We start from the raw sequence: 22,376 nt of genomic DNA on the forward strand, positions 1-22,376 counted from the left end.
CGCTGTTGCCAAAGTGCAAGTGGTGGGGAGAATGGCTGGCGTGAACAGGACGAGGAGCGGACCGGGCGGCGCGGCCGGAGCGAATCTGCTGGCCGTACGCAGTCACAACACCGCGCTGGTGCTGGATCTGCTGCGGACGGCGGGCGGGGCCGGCATCAGCCGGCTCGAACTGGCCGAGCGGACCGGGCTCACTCCCCAGGCGGTCAGCAAGATCACCGCCCGGCTGCGGGACGAGGGCTTCGCCGCGGAGGCCGGACGGCGCGCGTCGACGGGGGGCAAGCCGGCCACCGTGCTGCGGCTGGTGCCGGACGCCGGGCACGCGGTGGGCATCCAGCTCGACCGCGACGAGCTGCGGGTCGTCCTGGTGGACCTGGAGGGCGCGGTCGTCGCCGAGCGGCACGCGGCGGTGGACCTGGGCGCCGGGGCGGAGGCCGTGCTGGCGGCGGTCGCGGAGCCGGCCGGGGAGCTGATCGGGCTGGGGGGCGACTCGGTGCTCGGGGCCGGGGTCGCGGCGCCGGGTCCGCTCGACCACGTCCACGGGGTGCTGCACCGGGTCACCGGGTTCCCCGAGTGGGACGGCTTTCCGCTGCGGGACGCGCTCGCGGAGCGGCTCGGGGTGCCGGTCGTCGTCGACAAGGACAGCAACGCGGCCGCCCTCGGACTCGCCGTCGGCGGCGAGCACGGCTCCTTCGCCTGCCTGCTCCTCGGTACGGGGCTGGGCGCCGGCCTGGTGATCGGCGACAGCGTGCACCGGGGTGCGCGCACCGGTGCCGGGGAGTTCGGGCACCAGGTCCTCCAGCTCGACGGGCCGCCGTGCCACTGCGGCAACCGGGGCTGTATCGAGGCGCTGTGCCTGGCGGCGATGGCCCGCGGCGAGGCCGGCGAGGCGGCGCGGATCCTCGGCGTCGGGGCCGCGAACCTGGCCGGGCTGCTCGACATCGACCTCGTGCTGCTCGGCGGCCGGACGATCGCGGCCGACCCGGAGACCTTCGTCCACGGCGTCGCCGCCGTCCTCGACGAACGCGCCCGCCGCGAGAGCGGCCTCGGTACGACCGTCCCCGTACGCCTCGCCCCCGGCGGGGACCGGGGCGTCGCCGTGGGCGCGGCCCACCTGCTGCTCGCCCCGCTGTTCGGACGTGCGGAAGGGGGAGGGGGAGGGGAGGCGGTGGGGAGCTGACGGTGGTGGGGAAGCCGGCGGTGGGGGCTGATCGGGCGGAGTCGGTCCCGCTGTGCGGAGTGGCGGCCGGACGGTCGCGGCCGGGCGCGGCAGGATCACATGATCATGCGACTGAGCACGTCCCTGTTCCTCCGCGTGGCCGCAGCCGCCGTTCTCGCCCCCGTGTCGTCGGCGGTCGCCGTCCCCGCGGCCTCAGCCATGCCCGCTGCCCTCTCTGCACCCGCTGCCCTCTCCGTCCCGGCCGCACCCGCCGCCCCCGCCGTCACCGACGCGTCCTGCGCGGGCGCCGACGAGCAGGGCTTCCCCCTCACCGCCCGGATCCATGACGGCCCCTCGACCTACGAGGCCGGTGGCGGATTCGGCGTCTGGTATCTCGACCTCACGAACACCACGCCCCGCACCTGCACCGACGTCCACCCGGTCGTCGTCCTCGCCGACGACAAGAGGGCCCTCAAGCCCTCCCAGACCGAGCTGGAGTTCTACGACGGTCCGAGCACCCGGCCGGTCATGCTGACGGAGACGGACGAGTCGGAGCTGGTCGGCGTGTTCGACGGGAACGACTTCCCGGGGTTCACCATCGCGTCCGGCGCGACCGTCTCGGTCAAGGTCAGACTCGCCGTCGCCTCCGACGCCGTGACGAACGCGGTCACGGTCAACGCGGCCGCAGTCCAGCGGCAGGGGTCGGACGGGCAGTGGGTCGGGGAGTCGAACGACTACCGCTTCGGCATCGGCGAGGCCCCCCCGCCCCCGCCTCCACCGCCTCCCACGGGCCCCGCGCCCGCCACCCCGGCCGTCCCCGCGACCCCCACCGACCCCACCGATCCCGCCGATCCCACCGATCCCACCGACCCCACCGACCCGGAGGCCTCCGCCACCGCCTCCGCCGTCACTCGGCCCAGCCCCGGGACGGGCACCGGGACCGCCCCCGGGACCCCCACCCCCACCCCCACCGCCGCCCCGGGCAGCGCGCTGCCCTTCGTCGACGAGGCCGCGGAAGCCGGGGAACGCGCCCGCGAACTGGCCCGGACCGGCCTCGGCCTGGCCCACGGGCTGCTCGCGGCCACCGTCGCGCTGCTCACGGTGGGAGGGAGCGCGTTCCTGCTGGCGCGCCGGCGGCGGTGACCTGTCTCCGACGCGGAAAGCGCCGTCTGCGACGATCCCTGCGTGGACTACCCGAACGACCAGGCCCCCGGCGCCCCCGTCCGCTCCGGCATCCCCGAGCACGGCCGCATCCCGAAGTACTACGCGGTGAAGGCGCGGATCGACCATCTCGTCGGCGCGCTCGGCGAGGGCGGCCTCATCCCCACCGAGCGTGATCTGTCGGAGGAGTACGGGGTCGCCCGGGAGACCGTCCGGCAGGCGCTGCGCGAACTCGTGCTGGAGGGCAAGCTCCGGCGGCAGGGCCGCGGCACGGTCGTCGCGGGGCCCAAGCTGGAGCAGCCGCTTTCCCTCGCCAGCTACACGGAGGGCGTACGACGGCAGGGGCGCACCCCCGGCCGCAGCCTGGTCACCCTCGACCGCTTCCCCTGTCCGCCGGCGCTCGCCGCCGAGACCGGCCTGGAGCGCGGCGAACCCGTCTGGCACCTGGAGCGCGTGCTGCTCGCCGACGACGAGCGGGTCGGGCTGGAGAGCACGTACGTCGCGGTGGCCCGGGTCCCCGACCTCGACGCCGACTTCCACCCCGACTCCTCCTTCTACGGCTACCTGCACGAGAAGGGCATCGCGTTCGGGGACGCCGACGAGCGCATCGAGACCGTGCTGGCCACCCCGCGCGAGGCGCTGCTCATCGGCACCCCGCCGGCCCTGCCGATGCTGCTGATCCACCGGGTGTCACGGGACACGGAGGGCGCGCCGCTGGAGCGGGTGCGGTCGCTGTACCGGGGGGACCGGTTCTCGTTCACGACGCATCTCGGCGGCTGAAAAGTACCGATTTGGGCGACTCTCGACTACTCTGAATTATCACGAAAGGATAACGGGTCTAGTCCAAACGTGATGACCAGTTCACGCTCTCGTTGGCATCCGGACCTTTCCGGTTACCGGTTCGCGAGGAGCGTGGCGGTCGTGAGAGTGACAGTCGTAGGAGCCGGCGTGGTGGGCACCATGCACGCCTGGCAGGCAGTGGAACGCGGCCACGAGGTCGTGCAGATCGAGCGCGAGGCCGAGGCCCGCGGCGCCTCGCTGCGCAACTTCGGGCAGATCTGGGTGAGCGGGCGCGCGGGCGGGGAGGAACTCGACACCGCCCTGCGGGCCCGGGAGCTGTGGGAGGAGATCGGCGGGCGGGTGCCCGGGCTCGGCTTCCGGGCCAACGGGTCGCTGACCCCGGTGCGCGGCGCGCGCGAACTCGCCGTCGCCGAGGCCGCCGTGGCCCGCGCCGACGCGGCCGCCCGCGGCCACAAGCTGCTCACCCCCGCCGAGGCCCGCGCCCTGAACCCCGCCCTGCGCGGCGCCTTCGACGCGGCCCTCCACTGCGAACGCGACGCGGCCGTCGAACCGCGCACCGCCCAGCTCGCCCTCCGCGCCGAGCTGCTGAAGTCCCCGAACTACACCTTCCTGCCCGGCCGGGAGGTCCGCGAGGTCGTGGGCGCGGCAGCCGTCCGCGACGACCACGGGGACGTCCACCGCGCCGACGCCGTCGTCCTGGCCACCGGGGCCTGGCTCGGCGGCCTGGTCCGCGAACTCGCCGGACCCGACCTGCCCGTGCGCCGGGTGCGCCTCCAGATGATGCAGACCGACCCGCTCGGCGAACCCCTCCCCACCTCGGTCGCCGACGCCGACAGCTTCCGTTACTACCCGGCGTACGCCTCCCCGGCCCTGGACGAGCTCAACGCCCGCCAGCCGCAGCCGGAGACCGCCGCCCTCCACCGCATGCAGCTCCTCATGGTGCAGCGCGCCGACGGCGGCCTCACCATCGGCGACACCCACGAGTACGAACACCCCTTCGCCTTCGACACCGTCGAGGAGCCGTACGAGCACCTGGCCGGGGTCGTCGAGTCCCTGCTCGGCCGGCCGCTGCCACGCGTCCGGCACCGCTGGGCCGGGGTGTACGCCCAGTGCACGGACCCCTCGCGGGTCGTGCACCGGCAGCGGGTGGCCGACGGGGTGTGGCTGGTCACCGGGCCCGGCGGGCGCGGCATGACCTGCTCGCCCGCGATAGCAGAGACGACCGCGAACGAACTGGGCTGGTGAGGGAATTGACCGAGGACATCCGACTTGTCGTGCTGGACATGGCCGGTACGACCGTCGCCGACGGCGGGCTCGTCGAGCAGGCGTTCACGGCGGCCGCCCGCCACCTGGGCGCGGACCCCGACGAGATGATCGACTACGTCCGCGCCACCATGGGCGAGTCCAAGATCTCCGTCTTCCGGCACCTGTTCGGGGAGGAGGCGAAGGCGCAGGAGGCCAACAAGGCCTTCGAGGCGGCCTACGCCGAACTCGTCGACGGGGGCAGGGTCCACGCCCTGCCCGGCGCCCGCGAGACCATCGAGCGGCTCCAGGGCCAGGGCCGTACGGTCGTGCTCACCACCGGCTTCGCCCGCGCCACCCAGGACGCGATCCTCGCCGCCCTCGGCTGGCAGGACCTGGTCCCGCTCACCCTGTGCCCCGCCGACGCGGGGGGCCGCGGGCGGCCGTACCCCGACATGGTCCTCGCCGCGCTGCTGCACACGGCGGCCGCCGACGACGTACGCCAGATCGCCGTGGCCGGTGACACCTCGTACGACATGCTCACCGGCGTCCGCGCGGGCGCCGGCCTGGTCGCCGGGGTACTGACCGGCGCGCACGACGCGGCGGCGCTGCGGGCGGCCGGGGCGACCCATGTGCTCGACTCCGTCGCGGACCTGCCCGGAGTGCTCGCATGAGCAGCGGCATCCGCTTCGATTCGGTGAGCGTCGCCTACGACGGGAACGTCGTCCTCGACGCCCTCGACCTCACCGTCGAGCCCGGCGAGGTGATGGCCCTGCTCGGGCCGTCCGGCTCCGGCAAGACCACCGCGCTGCGGGCGGTCGCCGGGTTCGTACGGCCCGTCGCCGGGCGGGTGTTCCTCGGCGAGCGCGACGTGACCGACCTGCCGCCGCACCGGCGCGGGATCGGGATGGTGGTGCAGCAGTACGCGCTGTTCCCGCACATGCGGGTCGCCGACAACGTCGCGTTCGGGCTCCGGGCGCGGAGGGCGGGCAAGGGCGAGACCCGGGAACGGGTCGCCGAGGCGCTGGAGATGACCGGCATGGCCGCCTACGCGCGGCGGTATCCGCGCGAGCTGTCCGGCGGGCAGCAGCAGCGGGTCGCCATCGCGCGGGCGCTGGCCATCCGGCCGGAGGTGCTGCTGCTCGACGAGCCGCTGTCCGCGCTCGACGCTCGGCTGCGGTCCGGGATGCTCGCCGAACTGGCGCGGCTGCACCGGGAGTTGCCGGACGTGTCGATCCTGTACGTCACCCATGACCAGGTCGAGGCGTTGACGCTGGCCGACCGGATCGCCGTCATGGACCGGGCGCGGCTGCGGGCGTGTGGGACGCCGAGGGAGCTGTACCGGGCGCCTGCCGACGAGTTCACGGCGTCGTTCGTGGGCGGCGCGAACCTGTTGCCGGTGACCGTGGCGGCCGGGGGAGCGGACTTCGCGGGGGTGTCGGTCGAGGTCGACACGGCGGGGGCGGTCTCGGGGGCGCGGGCCACGTTGTGTGTGCGGCCGCATCTGGTGGGGCTGGGGGAGGGGCCGAACAGGCTGGTCGGGACGGTGACGGATGTGCAGTGGCGGGGGGCCACGCATCGGCTGTACGTGGAGGTGGACGGGCAGGTGGTGATGGCGGATGTGCGGGAGTTGAGGGATCCGCCGGGGTTCGGGGATTCCGTCAGTCTGCATTTCGCGCCGGAGGATGCGGTGTTGCTGCCGGGTGGTGTGGGCCGTGGGTGAGGTTGTGGCTCGGCTGCGGGCCGGTGGGGGCTGGTCGCGCCCACGCGGCGGTAGCCGCACATCAGATGCAGTCCCGCGCCACTGGGGAATCGTCCTGCCGCCTGTTTTGCTCCTCGGCTTCTTTTTCCTCTATCCGCTGGCCCTTGTCGTCCAGCAGTCCGTGCGTCCGGACACCGGCGGCACCTCGCTCCAGCCCTACGCCGACGTCTTCGCCTCGGAGTCGTTCCGCAACGCGCTCTGGACCACCGTCTGGATCGCCGTCGCCTCCACCGCAGGGTGTCTGATCCTCGGGTTCCTGCTCGCTCTCGTGATCGCGTTCATCCCCTTCCCGGGGGCGAAAGCCGTCGCCCGGTTCATCGACGTCTACCTCTCCTTTCCCTCCTTCCTCATCACCCTCGCGCTTCTCTTCATCTACGGCACGACCGGGATCGTCGGGTCGTTCCAGTTCCTGACCACGCCCTGGGGTGTGCTGCTCGCCGAGGTCACCTACTTCACGCCGTTCGTGATGCGGCCGCTGCTCGCCGCGTTCTCGCAGGTGGACACCGCGCAGATCGAGGCGGCTTCGAGTCTGGGGGCGCGGGCGCCGCGGATCGTCCGGCAGGTGATCCTGCCGGAGGCGCTGCCGGCGCTCGCGGCAGGCGGGAGTCTCGTCCTCGTCCTCTGCCTCAACGAGTTCGGCATCGTGCTGTTCACCGGCGCGAAAGGGGTCACGACCCTCCCGATGCTCGTCTACAGCAAGGCGATCCTGGAGTCGGACTATCCGGGTGCCTGTGTCGTCGCCGTCGTCAACGTCCTGATCTCCGTGGGGCTGTACGGCCTCTACCGGGTGGTGAGCCGTCGTGCTGGTGCATAGCCGTGGGGCCAAGTGGGCGGTGTGGGCGGTGTTCGCCGTGCTCTTCCTGCCGCTGTTCGCCCTGCCCCTCCTCGTCGTCCTCGGCGCCTCCTTCGCCACCCACTGGTCCGGCGTGCTGCCTTCTGGGTTGACGGCCGGCAACTTCCGGTCGGCCACCCGGGGTGACGCCCTCCAGGCGCTCACCACGAGCCTGGTCACGGCCGTCGGCGCGAGTCTGCTGGCGCTGGCCGTCGGCACCTGGGCGGCGCTGGCCGGGGCGGCACTGAGGAAACGTCAGCGGCAGCTGGTCGACGCGCTGTTCGTGCTGCCGGTCGCCGTGCCGTCGGTCGTGGTCGGGCTGGCGCTGCTGGTGGCCTTCTCCAAGCCGCCGTTCCTGCTCAACGGCACCCGGTGGATCGTGATCCTCGCGCACACCGTGCTGGTGACGGCCTTCGCCCATCAGTCGGTGTCGGCCGCGATCACCCGTCTCGACCCCGCCTACGAGCAGGCCGCCGCCTCGCTCGGTGCCCGGCCGGCGTATGTGCTGTGGCGGGTCCGGCTGCCCCTGCTGCTGCCCTCGCTCACCGCCGCCGCAGGGCTCTGCTTCGCTCTCTCCATGGGCGAGCTGAGCGCCACGATGATGCTCTATCCGCCCGACTGGACCCCGCTTCCGGTCCTGATCTACTCGGCCACCGACCGCGGGGCCCTCTTCGCCGGCTCCGCCCTCGCGGTGGTCCTCATGACGGCGACCCTGATCGCGCTGTTCGTCGTCTCCCGCGTCCGCAACCGCGCCTCGTACCGCTGATCCACGGCCCGTACCGACCCTGACCGACGCAAGGAGTTCGCCTCGCCATGCCCGGAATCACGTCCAGAAACACGCTCAAGATCGCCGTAGCCGTCTCGCTGCTCGCCACTCCGCTCCTGACCGCCTGCGGTGGCTCCTCGGCCGCCGCCGACGAGAAGGCCGTCACCGTCTACAGCGCCGACGGGCTCAAGGCGGAGAACAACGACGGCTGGTACGACAAGGTCTTCGCCGACTTCACCCGGCGGACCGGCATCAAGGTCAAGTACGTCGAGGGCGGCTCCGGCGAGGTGGTGCAGCGTGCCGTGCGGGAGAAGAGCAACCCGCAGGCCGATGTGCTGGTCACGCTCCCGCCGTTCATCCAGCAGGCCGACGGCAAGGGGCTGCTGCAGAAGTACCGGCCCGAGGGATCGGCGCGGGTCGGCGGTGCCGACAAGGGCGCCGACGGCACCTGGACCTCCGTCGTCAACAACTACTTCGGCTTCGTCTACGACAAGAAGGAGCTGAAGCAGGCGCCGACGACGTGGGAGGAGCTGCTCGACGGCAAGTACAAGAACAAGTTGCAGTACTCCACGCCCGGGGTCGCCGGTGACGGAACCGCCGTGCTGATCAAGGCGATCCACGACTTCGGCGGGGAGAAGCAGGCACTGGAGTACCTCGGCAGGCTCCAGGCCAACAACGTCGGCCCGTCCGCCTCCACCGGCAAGCTCGCGCCCAAGGTCGACAAGGGCGAGCTGCTGGTCGCCAACGGCGACGTCCAGATGAACTACGCCCAGTCCAAGACCATGCCGAACCTGGGCATCTGGTTCCCGGCGGCCGAGGGCGGCAAGCCCACCACGTTCGCGCTGCCCTACGCGGCCGGTCTGCTCACGGGCGCCCCGCACAGCGAGAACGGCAAGAAGCTCCTCGACTTCATGCTCGCGCGGAAGCAGCAGCAGGAGGTCAGCTCGATCGGCGGCGGCTTCAGCGCCCGCACCGACGTCAAGGCCGTCGACGCCAACGCGATCGCGCTCACCAAGCTGATGGACGGCGTCGACGTGTTCACGCCCGACTGGAACGACATCGACAAGAACCTGACGTCGTACGTGGAGGCCTGGAAGTCGGCGACCGGCAGCTGACCGGCGGCGGACCGCGGCCGAGCAGGGCATTCCCGTGTGATCGGACCTGTGTCTAGGCTGGGGGCGTCGGTACGCCGTGGTTCCGGCGCCCCCCCCGCATACGCATGACCGTATGACCCGCTCGTACGCCGTACGCAGACGCACGCCAGGAGACGCACGACATGGCAGACCGCAAGCCCATCGAGTCATGGCTCACCGACATGGACGGGGTCCTCATCCACGAGGGTGTCCCGATCCCGGGGGCGGACGCCTTCCTGAAGAAGCTGCGGGACTCCGAGAAGCCGTTCCTGGTGCTCACCAACAACTCCATCTACACCGCCCGTGACCTGCACGCACGGCTGCGCCGGATGGGCCTGGACGTGCCGGTGGACAACATCTGGACGTCGGCGCTGGCCACCGCCCAGTTCCTGGACGACCAGCGGCCCGGCGGCAGCGCCTACGTGATCGGCGAGGCCGGACTGACCACCGCGCTGCACGACATCGGGTACGTCCTCACCGACCACGAGCCCGACTTCGTGATCCTCGGCGAGACCCGCACCTACTCCTTCGAGGCGCTCACCAGGGCGGTGCGCCTGATCAACGACGGCGCCCGGTTCATCGCCACCAACCCCGACAACGTCGGCCCGTCCACCGAGGGCGACCTGCCCGCCACCGGCTCGGTGGCCGCGCTGATCACCGCCGCCACCGGCAAGGAGCCGTACTTCGTCGGCAAGCCCAACCCGCTGATGATGCGGGCCGGCCTGAACGCGATCGGCGGCCACTCGGAGACCTCCGCGATGATCGGCGACCGGATGGACACCGACGTCCTCGCCGGCCTGGAGGCCGGGATGCGCACCTTCCTGGTGCTGTCCGGCGTCACCCAGCCGGACGACATCGACCGCTACCCGTTCCGGCCGTCGCAGGTCGTGGACTCGATCGCGGACCTCGTCGAACGGATCTGACGTCCGTCCGACCGGGCGGGTGCGAAACCTGATCTCACTCGTCCGGAGCAAGAAGGCGCCCCCCGAGGATGCGGGGGCGCCCGGTGCGGGGGAGCCTCCAGATATCTGGAGGTTCACGATGGGCTCACTACGCCTCACTCTCTGTATCGGACTACTGGCCTGCGCCGCCGGTCTCTCCCCGGCGGCCGCCCATGCGGCGGACGGCCGGGGCGTCACCGTGAGCCCGGCCTCCCCGGCCCCCGGCTCCGTCGTCGCGCTGCGGGTGAGCGGCTGCTCGGGTACGACCGGCAGCGCCGCCTCCACGGCCTTCGTCTCGGACGCCCGGCTGGCGGGCTTCGACGGCGCCCTGACCGGCGAGGCCCAGGTCCGTTCCACGACCGGCGCCGGCACCTACACCGTGAAGGTCAGCTGCGCCGGCTCCGTCCTCACCGGCAGCGTCACCGTCGTAGGACAGCCGTCCCTGTCGCCGCAGGGCGGGCAGCAGGGTCTGCCCTCGCCCATGGCGCCGGTGCGCGCGGGCGGCGGGGGGACCGCCCCGCTCGCGTCGGTGGAGTCGCGCTCGGCCGGTCCGGACACCGCGCAGGCGGTCGTCGGACTCGTCCTCGCCGCGCTGGCCGCGATCGCCGTCGGGCTGCTGGGCGCCCGCCGGGGCCGTGGCTCGCGCTGAGGACGGCACCGGGATGTCCGACGACCGCGACGACTCCGGTCGGCCCGCCGGCACCGGACGGCTGCTGACCGGCGTGGCCTGGGCGATCCTGCTGCTCGGGCTCTGGCTGTGGGGCCGCGGGGTGACCGAGGTGCCCGACGGCATGACGGGCGCCACCACGGGCGACGTGGCCGCCGTCGGCCGTCCCCTCGGCGCCGAACTCCCGCCCGCCGCCAAGCCGTTGACCTCGGCCGCGCCCCAGCGCATCGACATCCCGGACCTGGGCGTGCAGGCCCCCGTGGTCGCCCGCGGCCTCGACCCGGACGGCGGGGTCGACCCGCCGCCCTTCGACCAGCCCGGCGTGGTCGGCTGGTACGGCTCCGGCACCGAACCCGGGGCGGCCGGCACCGCGGTCCTGGTCGGACACGTCGACACCGAGACCCGGCCCGCCGTCTTCTACAAGATCAGCGCCCTGCACCCGGGCGAGACGGTCCGCGTGGTCCGCGCCGACGGCACGGTCGCCGAGTTCACCGTCGACGACATCAGGGTCCTGCCCCGCGACCACTTCGACGCACAACAGGCTTACGGAACACGGGAGTCGGGCCGCGCCGAACTCCGGCTGATCACCTGCGGCGGCACCTTCGACCGGACGACCCACAGCTACACGGCGAACGTGGTCGTCTCGGCGTACCTCACCGGAACCGCCGCATAGCGCCGCCGCCGCGGCACCCACCTGGCCCGGTCGACGACCCGCTCCCCTGAGACCGCCGACCGGGCCGGTCCTCGACCGCGCGCGCTCGGGCTGCGGGAGTAACCCGGCGTCAGGCGCGGGAGGCGAAGAAGGCAGACCGGGAGCCGGGGCCGCCTGGAAACGACTCTAGAGGGCAACGGACGCCGGGGCCTAGCTCCCCGCCCGCCAAGCGTCGAGCGGCGCGGCGCCGGTGCCGCCGTCGCCGCGGGCTGTAACAGCTCGCGGACAACTCTTGGGCGATCTCGTGGCGAGTGCGGCGGGTATGTCACGATTGGGGCCTGGCCAAGTGCACCCAGGGGGGAATTGGATGTACGACAGCAGGGGGGCCCGCTCGTCGGTCTGGGCGTGGGCGCTGGGGGCGGTGCTGCTGCTCGCCGGCTGTTCCTCGGGCGGCGGGGACGACAAGAAGGAGACCGCCGACCCGGGCGCGGCGATCACCCAACAGCCCGAGGGGGCGGACCCGTTCTGGGTGAACCCCGACTCCAACGCGGCCCGCCAGGTCAAGGCCTACGCGCAGGCCGGCAAGGACGCCGACGCCGAGCGGATCCGCAGAATAGCGGCACAGCCGACCGGTGAGTGGATCGGCCCGGAGAACCCGGAGCAGGAGGCCCGCGGCTTCACCGAGGCCGCGCAGAACTCCGGCCGCACGGCCCTACTGGTCCTCTACGACATCCCGCACCGCGACTGCGGCCAGTACAGCCAGGGCGGCGCGGCCGACGGCGACGCGTACCGGGCGTGGATCGACGGGGTCGCCCGGGGCATCCAGGACCGCCCCGCGACCGTCGTCCTCGAACCGGACGCCGTGCTGCACCTGGTCGACGGCTGCACGCAGGCCCAATTCGCCGAAGAACGCTACGACTTGCTGCGCGGCGCGATCACCACGCTCAAGGCGCTGAAGAACACCAAGGTCTACCTGGACGCGGGCAACGCCGGCTGGGGCCACCCCGACCAGATCTACCAGCCGCTGAAGCGGGCGGGCGTCGACCTGGCGGACGGCTTCGCGGTCAACGTCTCCAACTTCTACTCCACCGAGGACTCCATCGCCTACGGCAGGCAGCTGTCGCGGAAGGTGGGCGGCAAGCACTTCGTGATCGACACCAGCAGGAACGGCAACGGGCCGTACGCGGGCGGGAATCCGGACGAGCGGTGGTGCAACCCGCCGGGGCGGGCGCTGGGGGAGCCGCCGACGACGAAGACGGCGGATCCGCTGGTGGACGCCTACCTGTGGGTCAAGCGCCCGGGGGAGTCGGACGGGACGTGCAAGGGCGGGCCGCAGGCGGGGGACTGGTGGCCGGCCTACGCGCTGAAGCTGGCGTCGGCTTCCTGACCTCCGTGCGTGCGGGCCGGCCCAGGACGACGCCGGCCAGGACGAGGACCAGCCCGCACAGCTGGCGGCCGGTCAGCACCTCGCCGGCGACCGCGGTGCCGAGCAGTACGCCGGTGAGGGGGTTGAGGAGGCCGATCAGTCCGACGGTCCCCGCGGGCAGGTGGCGCAGGCCGGTGAACCAGGCGACGAAGGCCAGCGCGGTGGCGATCAGGGTGACGTAGCCGAACGCGAGAAGCGCCGCCGGGGAGAGCGCGGGAGGCGGCCCTTCCATCGCCGCGGCGACCGGGAGCAGGAACAGGCCGCCGGCGGTGAGCTGCCAGGCGGTCGAGGCGAGCACGTCGGTGCCGGCGCTCCACCGCTTGGTCAGGATGTGGCCGAAGGACGACACGAGCATGGCCGCGGCCGAGGCGAGGATCCCCGGCACGCTGACGCCGTCGGCCCCCGTGAGCAGCATGAGGCAGACCCCCGCGAGCCCGATCGCGGCACCGGCCAGGTGCGCGGTGCCGGGCCGCTCGGCGACCAGGGCCCAGGCGATGAGCATCATCGCCAGCGGGGACAGCGCCATGACCGTCGAGGCGATGCTCGTCGGCAGTAGCTGGGAGGCGGCGTAGACGAGGACGAAGAACACGCTCACGTTGAGCAGGCCGAGCACCGCGGACCGCCACCACCAGGCACCGCGCGGCCGTTGCCGGCACACGGCCAGCAGGACGAGACCGGCGGGCAGCGCCCGCAGGGCGGCCCCGTAGAGGGGGCGGTCCGCCGGCAGGAACTGGTGGGTGACGTAGTAGTTGGCGCCCCAGGCCACCGGCGCGACCGCGGTCAGCGCCCGTCGGCGCAGAGTAGCTTCCATGGAAGGCAATATAGCTTCCCGGGAAGCTATTATGGAACGCATGGACGAACCGAACGTGCCGGACCGCGTCTCCCTCATCCAGGCCGACTGGCGCCGCGAGCGGCCCGACGTCGATGTCGCCCCGCAGGCGGTGATCGGCAGACTGCACCGGCTGGCCGACCGGCTCACCGAGGAGCTCTGCCTCGTCTACGGCCGCTATGGCCTCGGCGAGGGGGAGTTCGACGTGCTGTGCGCCCTGCGCCGGGCCGGTGCCCCCTATGAACGGGCGCCCGGGGAACTCGCCGCGCACACCATGGTCACCACCGGCGCGATGACCAAGCGGATCAACCGCCTGGAGGAGGCCGGACTCGTCACCCGCCGCCGGTCCGAGGACGACCAGCGCGGCCGGATCGTCGCCCTCACCCGACCCGGCCGCGAACTGATCGACCGCGCGTTCACCGACCACATGCGCAACGAGCGCCGGCTGCTCGACCTGCTGACGCCCGCCGAGGCCGAGACCCTCGAAACCCTGCTCACGACCTGGCTGTCCCGGGTCGAGGAGGGCTAGGGCGCGCTAGGGCACCTTCACCCACTGCGCCTTGCTCGGCGTCCCCTGGTCGTCGTCCACGAACAGCATGTACCACCCCGACTGCACCAGGTTCCGGTCCTTGGGCACGGTCACCGTGATCCTGTTCCCGGAGGTCCTGAAGTCGAGGGCGATCGACCTCTGGTCCACGTCCGTCACATGGGTGGTGGCGCTGGGCCGGATCAGCCGGACCTTCCTGATGGTCGAGGCGTGCTGCGAGGTGAACGTGCCCGTGCCGCCCCGGGCGATGGTCCGCGGACCGCCGCTCAGCGAGGGCCGGGAGTCCCGGTACAGGTAGGGCGGTGTGTAGATCTCGATCCGCTGTTCGAAGACGCCCGGCTTGGTGTTCGCCTTGTCCGCGAACAGCGGGTTGGACCCGAAGAACATGACCCGGCCGTCCGGCAGCAGGATCGAGCCGGAGTGGTAGTTCCGGCCCACCAGCGGATCGGCCACCCGCCTGAACGAGTCGGTGGCCGTGTCGTAGATCCGCGCCTGCTTGATGTCGGAGTCGCCGCGCCCCCGGTAGTCCTCGGAGCCGCCCGACACCAGCACGCTGTCGTCCGGCAGCACCGAGATCTGCGGGTACCGCGTCCCCTTCTCCAGGGAGGGCCCGTCCACGAACTTCGGGTCGGGGTCCTTCAGGTCGATCAGCCGGGTCTTCCTGGTGGACAGCGCGGACTCGCCGACCCCGCCGCCGCCGACCACCATGTACTTCTCGTCCTGGGCCGGCGGCAGCAGCACGGTTCCGGACGTCTCCAGCATGTTCGGGTCGCTCAGCCCGGGCAGCTTGGTGAACGCGTTGGTGTCCACGTCCCAGATCCCCGGGTCGCGGCCCACATTGTCCGGCCCGTACCCGGCGTTGGAGCCCGAGTAGAAGAGCTTGCCGTTCTCCAGCAGGAACAGCGCGGGGTAGGTCGGGAACTGGCGCTTGTATGTGGTGTACGTCCAGGTCTTCGTCCTCGGGTCGAAGACCTCGTTCTTGCCCGGCACCAGCTGCCCGATGTCGTCGAGCCCGGAGACGCTGAGGATCTTCCCGTCGGAGAGGGTCGTCAGCGTCGGATACCAGCGGGCCTCGTTCATCGGGTCGACCTTGATGTACTTCTCGGCGACCGGATCGAACTCGTAGGCGTTCTTGATGCCCTCGAAGTCCCGCTTGTCCATGCCGAGTTTGTTGGCGATGCCGTAGGTGTTGCGGGCGTCGGCGCCGGTCAGTCCCTGGATGCTGTAGTTGTCCTGGGTGCCGGTCTCGTACCGGGTGCCCTGCTTCGGGGCCTCCACGACGACCCGCGCGTAACCGGGGTTGTTCCGCAGGAACCTGCCGGTCTTCTTGTCGAAGACCTTGGTCGCGCGCGGGATCAGCACCGAGTCGTCGGAGAGGAACGTCCTGCCGTTCTGCTTGCCGGTGAACCGGGTGCCCTTGGGCAGGGTCATCGGCTTGTCCGGGTTCTCGTTGTAGAGGATCATGACGCCGCCGGCCTTCTTGACGTCGCCCTTGAGCTTCTCGTACTGCTTGGTGCCGCCCGCGATCAGGATGTTGCCGTCGGCGAGCTGGGTGTGCCCGGTGCAGAACAGGTCGGCCGGGGTGGGCACCTTCTTGATCGTGCCCTTGACCGGGTCCCAGATCCGGCTGTCGTAGATCTTCGCGTCGAAGTTGTCCTGGTTGTTGCCCGAGCCCGCGACGAGCAGCACCTTCCCGGTGTGCAGGAGCACCGCGTGGATCGTGTCCTGGCGGTACTCCTTCGGGAACTCGATGACGTCCCAGTGGCCGTTCTCGGCCTTGTACTCGGGTCTGTTGATCTTGTACTGGTGGTACTGCTCGGTCCCGAAGCGGTAGACCCACGGCCCGTTCATCCCGGCCAGGACGAGCACCACCACCGTGCCGATCGCGAGACGACGAGCCCGGCGGCGGCCGGCACTCTCGTTCATTCCTTACGACCCCCCAGCCCGCCGAGCGCGATCCGCATCGTCTGTTCGGTGCCGCCGCCCGCGGGCGGCGCCCAGGCCGGCCGCTGCTGCGGCGCGTGTCCCGCGGGCACGTACCCGGCCGGCACCGCGTCCTCCGGCTCGGCCGCCGCCACCGGTGCCCCGCGCTCCTTGCGCAGCGTGTACTGCCAGGCGAAGATCGGCGCGGCCGTGATCAGCAGCGCCAGCGAGGCCCAGGTGAGCATCGCCGGCTGCGAGTGGCCGTTCAGGAAGCCGGAGACGAGCGAACCGCCGAAGACGAGGATGAAGAACCAGTGGATCCGGAACGTCCCGAACAGGGTGTCCGGGCTGGCCGACTCACCCTTCGGTGTGACCACGAACCTGCTCTTGCGGCGCAGCACCGCGTCCATGAGGGAACGGGCGTAGATGGGTGCGGACAGGGCCGACATCACCATGCCGGCCACGCCGCCGGAGCCCTCCGGCTCGTGCGGGGAGACGTTGTGCCGGCGGTTCCAGATGTAGAGGCCGATCTGGAGCGCGGAGGCGTTGCCGTAGAGCATCAGCCACACGGTCGGGTCGATGTTCACACCCGAGGCGCCCAGGCCCAGGAACAGCGCGCAGCTCAGCGCGGCCAGGATCCAGTTGAGGGCCGACATCGGGTAGAAGATGATCATCATCGTGTAGTTGAAGAGCTTGCCGGGACCCATGCTGAACAGGCCCTTCCAGTACTGCTTGAGGATCGTCTCGTACGTCCCCCGGGACCAGCGCAGCTGCTGGGTGAAGAAGTCGGTCCAGGCGTTCGGGCCCTCGCCGACCGCGAGCACGTCCGGGGTGTACACCGAGCGCCACTTCCTCCCCGTCGCCGGGTTCTTCGCGCGGTGCATCTCGAAGCCGGTGGCCATGTCCTCGGTGATCGAGTCGTACAGGCCGCCGATCTGCTTGATCGCCCGGATCCGTACGGCGTTGGAGGTGCCGACGAACATGGGCGCGCCGTAGCGGTTGCCGGCGCGCTGGATCAGGGCGTGGAAGAGGAACTGCTGGGACTCGGCGGCCTTGGTGACGAAGGTGTCGTAGTTGCCGTAGACCTGCGGGCCGATGACGAAGCCGACGTCCGGGTCGCGGAAGTAGCCCAGCATCCGCTCCAGGTAGTTCGGCAGCGGCACGTGGTCGGTGTCGACGGAGGCGAAGAAGTCGTACTCGTCGCCGTGCGCCTCCAGCCAGGCGTTGTAGTTGCCGTGCTTGGTCTTCGCGCGGTGCGGGCCCTTGGCCTGGTTCCACCGGCCGACGCCCTTGCGGGTGAAGTGGTGCACGCCCAGGCGCGCGCAGACCTCCTTCACCTCCGGATCGTCCCCCTCGTCGAGCAGCCACACGTGCAGCAGGCCCCGGTGGCGCAGCCGGACGGCCGCCTCCAGGGTGCGGGTGACCATGTCGAGGGGTTCCTTGCCGGGCACGAACGTGGTGATGAAGGCGACCCGGGTGCCGGTCTCCGGGACCACCGGGACCGGGTCGCGGGCGACCAGGGTGGCGTGCGCGTTCGACAGCACGTTCATGCAGCGGAAGAACTCGATCAGGCCGATCGACACCAGCATCACGATGTCGAGGGCCGGGAGGAAGTCGTACGCCGGATAGTCCCGCTGGGTCCAGTGCTCGGGCTGCAGCAGCCAGGTCAGCAGCACCAGCGAGAGCAGCGGGGCCGCGCCCAGCATCAGCGCGGCGCGCAGGCGGTGCGGCTCCTGGGAGAGCAGTGAGCGGTACTGCACCCGGTACGGCGTGTCCGGATCGGGCTGGGTGAGGGGGCCCGCGAGCCGGCTGTAGTGCTCGTAGTCGTATCTGGGCAGTGTCTTCTTTATGCGGCCCAGGGCGCCGGCGGTGGTGCGGTGCCCTGGCACCCGGAGCTGTGTGGTCTGTGACGGGTCGTATTCCTGTTCCTGCCGGGCGCCCATCGGCGTCGACGTCATGAGTCATCCCCCCACACGCAGATCAGCGCGTGTTTCATCGGTCCAACCGCCCGCTCGGATCCCCCTCGACCCTGCCGGGCGCGTCAAAAGGTGCCCCCCTCGGCACCGACGCCTGATCGGGGCCCCTCACCCCGCAGATCTGGCAACCGGCTATCTACCCCCCAAGTGCCGCGAAACACCAGCACTTTGGACAACCAGGGTTCTACGGTGCTCAGCATGATCGCAAGAGCGAAACGCGGTGTTTACCGGTCATACGCGTTCATTGTGGAGCGTGTGGGGATTCTATGGACCGACCGTGTCGGTTGTTGACAGACAGGGGCAGAGGGTGCCGAAGTGGCCCGATGTGACCGGTGAGGTGTACGCGAGAAGGCCCCCCGCTGCTGCGGAGGGCCTTCTGCTGTCGGTGCGCCGCCAGGGACTCGAACCCCGGACCCGCTGATTAAGAGTCAGCTGCTCTAACCAACTGAGCTAGCGGCGCCTGCTGACATCGAGAACTCTACCGGACCGGGGAGGGTGCTCCCGACCGCGACCGGGGCGTAGGCCACCGGGGCGACCCCCGTCGGCCCCCTGCCGTACATCATTCGGACCGTCAGCATGCGCACCGGGAAGACAGTTGGGAAACTGATCAACGTGCACAGTCCCGGACATATCCACCCGAAGTGTGAGGGGAATCGCATGCCGGCCCCGGTATTCGAGGAATTCGACCCCGCGAACGACTGCGAATGCCCCGGCTGCGTCCACTGGCGGCGGGTGGGCGCGGCCCCGCTGCCCGGCCGCTTCGGCGGGCATCCGGCCGCCCGGAGCGTCCTGGTCGTGGCCGCCGCCGCGTCCGCCGCCCTCACCGCGGCCGCCCCCACGGCCGCGGCCCACAGCACCCCGCCCGCCCCCCACCGGCCCGCCGTCCCCGACGACGGCGAGCCCGACACCCCGCAGGGCGCCAAGTCCCCCCTGCACGGCCCGGCCGGAAAGCCCGTCCAGGGCCCGGTCACGACACCGCCCATCACCCGCGCGGAGATCATCAACCGCGCCAAGACCTGGGTCACCGCCCAGGTGCCGTACAGCATGACCCTCTACTGGACCGACGGGTACCGGCAGGACTGCTCCGGCTATGTCTCGATGGCCTGGGGCCTGACCGGGAACGAGTGGACCGGCAGCCTCGACCAGTTCGGCACGAAGATCACCAAGGAGGAGCTCGAACCCGGCGACATGCTGCTCTTCCACAACCCGGACAACCCCGAGAAGGGCTCGCACGTCGTGCTCTTCGGCGGCTGGACGGACTACACGCACACCGCCTACACCGCGTACGAGCAGACACCCCCGCACGCCCGCCGCCAGTCCACGCCCTACGCCTACTGGAGCAACTCCGCCAAGTACGTCCCCTACCGCTACAAGGGCGTGGTCGCGGACCCGGGCGCCTCGGGCGCCGAGGCCCAGAAGGCGGCCGGACCGTTCCCGGGGGCGGTCTACTTCGGGCCCGGCGCCGACAACAAGTACGTCACCCTGCTCGGCCGGATGCTGATCGCCCGGGGCGCCGGCAGCCAGTACACCAAGGGCCCCGGGCCGGTCTGGGGCCCGGCCGACCAGCGGGCCACCAAGGCCTTCCAGCTGGCCCAGGGCTGGACCGGCGCCGCCGCCGACGGCCTGCCCGGGCCGCGCACCTGGGAACTCCTCGCCGGCGGCAAGGGCAAGAACATCAAACCCGCCGCGACGGCGACGCCCGCCCCCGCCTCGCACGGGGTCCCGGGCTATCCGGGCAAGAACTACTTCCGCCCGGGCGCGAGCAACGACCACGTCACCCGGCTCGGCCGGCAGCTGGTCGCGAAGGGCTACGGCCGCTTCTACCCCAAGGGGCCGGGGCCGGCCTGGGACGAGGCGGACCGGCGTGCCGTCGAGGCCTTCCAGCGCGCCCAGGGCTGGCGCGGCGGCGCGGCCGACGGCTACCCGGGGCCGGAGACCTGGCGCCGCCTGTTCCTGTGACGGACCCGACGATCACCTGAATGAAGCATCTGGCGCGGAGGCTGGAGGCAGGCATGAGCACGACCACCGAGCACACCCCTGATTCGGACGACCCCCTGGACGACGGGACGCCCGCCCGTCCGGCCCCCCGGCTGATCCAGAACGAGGTCACCACCGAGATCCCCGTCCACCTGCTGTTCCGCGACGACCCCGACCCGGTGTCGGTGCCGCTGCGGCCCGCCGTGGTCGGCCGCCGGCAGGGCACCGGCGAACAGCCCCGGCTGCGCCGCCCGGCCATGACCAAGCCCCGGCCGGCCGCCGCCGTCGACCCCGAACTGGTGGAACGCCCCGCCCGGGCGCTGCCCGGCGCGGCCGGGGTGTGCACCGGGCTCGGCGGTGTGGCCGGCGGCCTCGCCACCTCCTGGTGGGCGGGGGTGCTGCCGCCGCTCGCGGCGCACGCGCTGCGCCTCCCGGCGTACGCGGGCGCGGGACTCGGCCCGGCGCAGTGGGCCGCGTACGCCGGAGCCGGCGCACTCGGCCTGTTCGGCTTCGCGGGGCTCACCCGCGGGGTGACCGGCCGGGCCTGGGTGCTCGGCCTGTTCGGCCGCTACCGGGGGACGGTACGGCGCACCGGCCTGCTCTGGGTCAACCCGCTGCTGCTGCGCCGCCGGGTCGACGTCCGGCTGCGGCACTGGCGCAGCGAGGAGATGCCGGCCGCGGACGGCAACGGGGTCGCGCTGCGGGTCGTCGTCCTGGTGGTGTGGCGGGTGCGGGACACCGCGCGGGCCGTGCTCGGGGTCGAGGACCACGAGACGTATCTGCGCGAGTGCGTGGAGGCCGCGCTGGCCCGGGTGCCGGTGGAGCTGCCGGGCACCGCCCGGGGCTCGGTCGAGGTGGCGGGGGACGCGCTGACCCGGCTGGTCTCGGCGGACGCGGCCGGGATCGGCCTGGAGGTGTTCTCCGTGCGGCCGGTCCGGGTGGAGTACGCCCCGGAGGTGGCCGGGGCCATGCAGCGCCGCCGGATCGCCGCGCTGGACGCCCGGCAGCGGGCCACCATGCTCACCTCGGTCGTGGACTCGGTCGAGGACACGGTGACCCGGCTGACCATGCGCGGACTGGTCGAACTCGACGACTACGACCGCAAGGTGCTGGTGCGGGACCTGACGGTGGCGTTCTGCTCGGGGCGCGCGGAGTCCGTCCTGTGATGGGGATGGACGCGTCTTCGATATAGACACGGTCAAGTAGCGGCAATAATCTGGGACTTGGTCTAGACCTGCACGGCTCATCGGAACCTCCCCCACGTTCTCCAGGAGCGGCAGCATGCGTAAACGGACCAAGATCTCCGCCGTCGTGCTCGGCGTGGCGACCGCCGGAGCCTTCGCGCTCTCCACCGGCGGCGCCAGCGGGCACGGCTACACCGACCTCCCCGTCAGCCGGCAGAAGCTCTGCGCCAACGGCACGGTGGCCAACTGCGGCGACATCCAGTGGGAGCCGCAGAGCGTCGAGGGCCCCAAGGGCTTCCCGGCCTCCGGGCCGGCCGACGGGCAGATCTGCAACGGCGGGCTGAGCAGGTTCGCCCAGCTCAGCTCGCCGACCACCCCGTCGGGCGGCGCCTGGCCGACAACCAGGGTGACGGGTGGTCAGTCGTACACCTTCCGCTGGCAGTTCACGGCGATGCACGCGACCACCGACTTCAAGTACTACGTCACCAAGCAGGGGTGGAACCAGAACCACGCCCTCGCCCGTTCGGACCTCAACACCATCCCGTTCCTCACCGTCCCCTACAACGGCCAGCGCCCGCCGGCCACCCTCAGCCACAGCGGCACGCTGCCGTCGGGGCTGAGCGGTCACCACGTGATCGTGGCGGTCTGGACGATCGCCGACACGGGCAACGCGTTCTATGCCTGCTCGGACGTCACGTTCTGACCGGCGTCGTTCGACGACTGGGTAACACCCGGCTGATCTGAGCTTCGCTTGAGGACCTGCCACTGGTCGGAGGGGTACGTTCCCGCCACACCGGTCAGTCGGACCGGTGTTCGGAAGCGGGGGACTCTCATGGGCCTGGTGGAAGCGCTCTTCTACATCCTTCCCGGCATCTTCGTCGTCGTCGGTGTCCTCGGGTTGGTCAAGACGCTGCGGAGGTCGAGCGAGATCAGCCGGACGTGGCGTCACGGGCGTACCGCCGAGGCGCGCTGTCTGCGGTCGTACACGAGGACCAGCGGCGGTGCGGGGGACACGTCCGTGACGACCACGCTGCACCATGTCTACGAGTTCACGACGGCCGAGGGGCGGGTCGTCCGCTTCGACGAGGCGAGCGGGCGGTCGACCGTGATCGAGGGTGACTTCGTGACGGTGTACTACCTGCCGGAGCACCCCGAGGGCGCGACGTCGCAGCCGCCCGCGCCGGGGAAGCTGGCGGTGGGGACCGGGTGCACGGTGGCGTTCTTCGGGGTGTTCATCGGGTTCGCGCTGGTCTTCATGGGGGTGGCGCACTTCATGTTCTCGGCGGTGGGGGAGTTCGGGCCGTGAGGTCGCCGGTCGGGTGCGGGTTCGTCGTGGTTGCTCGCGCCCACGCGGCGGAGCCGCAAATGTCACAGCCCCGCGCCCGTTACGGGGCGCTGCAA

At 71.7% G+C, this 22,376-nt stretch carries 21 protein-coding genes and 1 tRNA gene; 18 read left to right on the forward strand and 4 right to left on the reverse strand.

The genetic code is table 11. From position 1 onward, the window contains the following. Positions 1-31 precede the first annotated feature (31 nt). The 13 genes from ACIPSJ_RS00985 (at position 32) to ACIPSJ_RS01045 (ending at position 12,500) form a co-directional block, all read left to right on the forward strand. Positions 32-1,177 carry an ROK family protein gene (locus ACIPSJ_RS00985; RefSeq protein ID WP_401342470.1) on the forward strand — a complete coding sequence of 382 codons (1,146 nt, stop codon included), beginning with the start codon at positions 32-34 and terminating at the stop codon, positions 1,175-1,177. Between the two features lie 105 nt (positions 1,178-1,282). Then, the gene (locus tag ACIPSJ_RS00990) at positions 1,283-2,299 is read left to right on the forward strand and encodes a hypothetical protein (protein ID WP_401342472.1); all 1,017 of its coding nucleotides are present in this window, start codon (positions 1,283-1,285) and stop codon (positions 2,297-2,299) included. A 42-nt stretch (positions 2,300-2,341) separates the two neighbouring features. Beyond that, on the forward strand, positions 2,342-3,097 hold the full coding sequence (locus ACIPSJ_RS00995; RefSeq protein WP_359215707.1) for a GntR family transcriptional regulator: 756 nt from the start codon (positions 2,342-2,344) through the stop codon (positions 3,095-3,097). 180 nt (positions 3,098-3,277) lie between these two features. Further along, the gene (locus tag ACIPSJ_RS01000) at positions 3,278-4,363 is read left to right on the forward strand and encodes a TIGR03364 family FAD-dependent oxidoreductase (protein WP_401344521.1); all 1,086 of its coding nucleotides are present in this window, start codon (positions 3,278-3,280) and stop codon (positions 4,361-4,363) included. Between the two features lie 38 nt (positions 4,364-4,401). Continuing rightward, positions 4,402-5,034: a phosphonatase-like hydrolase gene (locus ACIPSJ_RS01005; protein ID WP_401344523.1), complete on the forward strand. Its 633-nt coding sequence runs from the start codon at positions 4,402-4,404 to the stop codon at positions 5,032-5,034. Then, complete coding sequence (locus tag ACIPSJ_RS01010; protein WP_401342474.1) at positions 5,031-6,083, forward strand: ABC transporter ATP-binding protein; 1,053 nt, start codon at positions 5,031-5,033, stop codon at positions 6,081-6,083. Before ACIPSJ_RS01005 ends, ACIPSJ_RS01010 begins: the two co-directional genes overlap by 4 nt. Then, the gene (locus ACIPSJ_RS01015; protein WP_401342476.1) at positions 6,046-6,936 is read left to right on the forward strand and encodes a 2-aminoethylphosphonate ABC transporter permease subunit; all 891 of its coding nucleotides are present in this window, start codon (positions 6,046-6,048) and stop codon (positions 6,934-6,936) included. Before ACIPSJ_RS01010 ends, ACIPSJ_RS01015 begins: the two co-directional genes overlap by 38 nt. After that, complete coding sequence (locus ACIPSJ_RS01020; protein ID WP_359215692.1) at positions 6,923-7,720, forward strand: ABC transporter permease subunit; 798 nt, start codon at positions 6,923-6,925, stop codon at positions 7,718-7,720. Before ACIPSJ_RS01015 ends, ACIPSJ_RS01020 begins: the two co-directional genes overlap by 14 nt. A 47-nt stretch (positions 7,721-7,767) precedes the next feature. Then, positions 7,768-8,835: a 2-aminoethylphosphonate ABC transporter substrate-binding protein gene (locus tag ACIPSJ_RS01025; protein ID WP_401342479.1), complete on the forward strand. Its 1,068-nt coding sequence runs from the start codon at positions 7,768-7,770 to the stop codon at positions 8,833-8,835. Positions 8,836-8,996: 161 nt separating this feature from the next. After that, positions 8,997-9,776, forward strand: coding sequence for an HAD-IIA family hydrolase (locus ACIPSJ_RS01030; protein WP_359215686.1), 780 nt, complete (start codon positions 8,997-8,999; stop codon positions 9,774-9,776). A gap of 118 nt (positions 9,777-9,894) precedes the next feature. Continuing rightward, a complete protein-coding gene (locus ACIPSJ_RS01035; RefSeq protein WP_401342481.1) occupies positions 9,895-10,443 on the forward strand; it encodes a hypothetical protein in 549 nt (182 codons plus the stop codon). Positions 10,444-10,456: 13 nt separating this feature from the next. Beyond that, entirely contained in the window at positions 10,457-11,134 is a 678-nt protein-coding gene (locus tag ACIPSJ_RS01040; protein ID WP_359215681.1) for a class F sortase, read from the forward strand. Positions 11,135-11,480: 346 nt separating this feature from the next. Continuing rightward, entirely contained in the window at positions 11,481-12,500 is a 1,020-nt protein-coding gene (locus tag ACIPSJ_RS01045) for a glycoside hydrolase family 6 protein (protein ID WP_401342483.1), read from the forward strand. Here the strand turns inward: ACIPSJ_RS01045 and ACIPSJ_RS01050 are convergent. Beyond that, on the reverse strand, positions 12,403-13,350 hold the full coding sequence (locus tag ACIPSJ_RS01050) for an EamA family transporter (protein WP_401342485.1): 948 nt from the start codon (positions 13,348-13,350) through the stop codon (positions 12,403-12,405). The genes ACIPSJ_RS01045 and ACIPSJ_RS01050 overlap by 98 nt on opposite strands. 31 nt (positions 13,351-13,381) lie before the next feature. On the opposite strand from ACIPSJ_RS01050, the gene ACIPSJ_RS01055 reads away from it, so the two are divergent. Next, positions 13,382-13,897, forward strand: a complete 516-nt coding sequence (locus tag ACIPSJ_RS01055) for a MarR family winged helix-turn-helix transcriptional regulator (RefSeq protein ID WP_401342487.1) — start codon at positions 13,382-13,384, stop codon at positions 13,895-13,897. 6 nt (positions 13,898-13,903) lie between these two features. Here ACIPSJ_RS01055 and ACIPSJ_RS01060 read toward each other — a convergent pair whose 3' ends face one another. The 3 genes from ACIPSJ_RS01060 to ACIPSJ_RS01070 all read right to left on the reverse strand — a co-directional run bounded on the left by ACIPSJ_RS01060 (position 13,904) and on the right by ACIPSJ_RS01070 (position 18,274). Beyond that, the gene (locus ACIPSJ_RS01060; protein WP_359215669.1) at positions 13,904-15,841 is read right to left on the reverse strand and encodes a kelch motif-containing protein; all 1,938 of its coding nucleotides are present in this window, start codon (positions 15,839-15,841) and stop codon (positions 13,904-13,906) included. Then, entirely contained in the window at positions 15,838-17,796 is a 1,959-nt protein-coding gene (locus tag ACIPSJ_RS01065; RefSeq protein WP_401342489.1) for a glycosyltransferase family 2 protein, read from the reverse strand. Before ACIPSJ_RS01065 ends, ACIPSJ_RS01060 begins: the two co-directional genes overlap by 4 nt. A gap of 404 nt (positions 17,797-18,200) precedes the next feature. Then, positions 18,201-18,274 (reverse strand) — tRNA-Lys (locus ACIPSJ_RS01070). 197 nt (positions 18,275-18,471) lie between these two features. Between ACIPSJ_RS01070 and ACIPSJ_RS01075 the strand changes: the two genes are divergently transcribed. The 4 genes from ACIPSJ_RS01075 (at position 18,472) to ACIPSJ_RS01090 (ending at position 22,281) form a co-directional block, all read left to right on the forward strand. Continuing rightward, positions 18,472-19,773 carry a peptidoglycan-binding protein gene (locus tag ACIPSJ_RS01075; protein WP_401342491.1) on the forward strand — a complete coding sequence of 434 codons (1,302 nt, stop codon included), beginning with the start codon at positions 18,472-18,474 and terminating at the stop codon, positions 19,771-19,773. Positions 19,774-19,826: 53 nt separating this feature from the next. After that, a complete protein-coding gene (locus ACIPSJ_RS01080) occupies positions 19,827-20,957 on the forward strand; it encodes an SPFH domain-containing protein (RefSeq protein WP_401342493.1) in 1,131 nt (376 codons plus the stop codon). 115 nt (positions 20,958-21,072) lie between these two features. Next, complete coding sequence (locus tag ACIPSJ_RS01085; RefSeq protein ID WP_401342495.1) at positions 21,073-21,678, forward strand: lytic polysaccharide monooxygenase; 606 nt, start codon at positions 21,073-21,075, stop codon at positions 21,676-21,678. A 129-nt stretch (positions 21,679-21,807) separates the two neighbouring features. Next, positions 21,808-22,281 (forward strand): DUF3592 domain-containing protein, encoded by a 474-nt coding sequence (locus tag ACIPSJ_RS01090; RefSeq protein WP_359215654.1) that lies wholly within the window; start codon positions 21,808-21,810, stop codon positions 22,279-22,281. The last annotated feature ends 95 nt before the right edge of the window (positions 22,282-22,376 follow it).

The sequence above is a fragment of the Streptomyces sp. NPDC090088 genome, assembly GCF_044747345.1.
GTDB lineage: Bacteria > Actinomycetota > Actinomycetes > Streptomycetales > Streptomycetaceae > Streptomyces.

What these genes read in the sequence shown, in the direction of transcription:
- ACIPSJ_RS01090 (WP_359215654.1), top strand. Translation starts at nt 21,808, where the DNA reads ATGGGCCTGGTGGAAGCGCTCTTCTACATCCTTCCCGGCATCTTCGTC.
- ACIPSJ_RS01055 (WP_401342487.1), top strand. Translation starts at nt 13,382, where the DNA reads ATGGAACGCATGGACGAACCGAACGTGCCGGACCGCGTCTCCCTCATC.
- ACIPSJ_RS01030 (WP_359215686.1), top strand. Translation starts at nt 8,997, where the DNA reads ATGGCAGACCGCAAGCCCATCGAGTCATGGCTCACCGACATGGACGGG.
- ACIPSJ_RS01035 (WP_401342481.1), top strand. Translation starts at nt 9,895, where the DNA reads ATGGGCTCACTACGCCTCACTCTCTGTATCGGACTACTGGCCTGCGCC.
- ACIPSJ_RS01065 (WP_401342489.1), bottom strand. Translation starts at nt 17,796, where the DNA reads ATGACGTCGACGCCGATGGGCGCCCGGCAGGAACAGGAATACGACCCG.
- ACIPSJ_RS01005 (WP_401344523.1), top strand. Translation starts at nt 4,402, where the DNA reads ATGGCCGGTACGACCGTCGCCGACGGCGGGCTCGTCGAGCAGGCGTTC.
- ACIPSJ_RS01050 (WP_401342485.1), bottom strand. Translation starts at nt 13,350, where the DNA reads ATGGAAGCTACTCTGCGCCGACGGGCGCTGACCGCGGTCGCGCCGGTG.
- ACIPSJ_RS01025 (WP_401342479.1), top strand. Translation starts at nt 7,768, where the DNA reads ATGCCCGGAATCACGTCCAGAAACACGCTCAAGATCGCCGTAGCCGTC.
- ACIPSJ_RS01080 (WP_401342493.1), top strand. Translation starts at nt 19,827, where the DNA reads ATGAGCACGACCACCGAGCACACCCCTGATTCGGACGACCCCCTGGAC.
- ACIPSJ_RS01085 (WP_401342495.1), top strand. Translation starts at nt 21,073, where the DNA reads ATGCGTAAACGGACCAAGATCTCCGCCGTCGTGCTCGGCGTGGCGACC.
- ACIPSJ_RS01045 (WP_401342483.1), top strand. Translation starts at nt 11,481, where the DNA reads ATGTACGACAGCAGGGGGGCCCGCTCGTCGGTCTGGGCGTGGGCGCTG.
- ACIPSJ_RS01075 (WP_401342491.1), top strand. Translation starts at nt 18,472, where the DNA reads ATGCCGGCCCCGGTATTCGAGGAATTCGACCCCGCGAACGACTGCGAA.
- ACIPSJ_RS01000 (WP_401344521.1), top strand. Translation starts at nt 3,278, where the DNA reads ATGCACGCCTGGCAGGCAGTGGAACGCGGCCACGAGGTCGTGCAGATC.
- ACIPSJ_RS01040 (WP_359215681.1), top strand. Translation starts at nt 10,457, where the DNA reads ATGTCCGACGACCGCGACGACTCCGGTCGGCCCGCCGGCACCGGACGG.
- ACIPSJ_RS01060 (WP_359215669.1), bottom strand. Translation starts at nt 15,841, where the DNA reads ATGAACGAGAGTGCCGGCCGCCGCCGGGCTCGTCGTCTCGCGATCGGC.
- ACIPSJ_RS00985 (WP_401342470.1), top strand. Translation starts at nt 32, where the DNA reads ATGGCTGGCGTGAACAGGACGAGGAGCGGACCGGGCGGCGCGGCCGGA.
- ACIPSJ_RS01015 (WP_401342476.1), top strand. Translation starts at nt 6,046, where the DNA reads ATGCGGTGTTGCTGCCGGGTGGTGTGGGCCGTGGGTGAGGTTGTGGCT.
- ACIPSJ_RS00990 (WP_401342472.1), top strand. Translation starts at nt 1,283, where the DNA reads ATGCGACTGAGCACGTCCCTGTTCCTCCGCGTGGCCGCAGCCGCCGTT.
- ACIPSJ_RS01010 (WP_401342474.1), top strand. Translation starts at nt 5,031, where the DNA reads ATGAGCAGCGGCATCCGCTTCGATTCGGTGAGCGTCGCCTACGACGGG.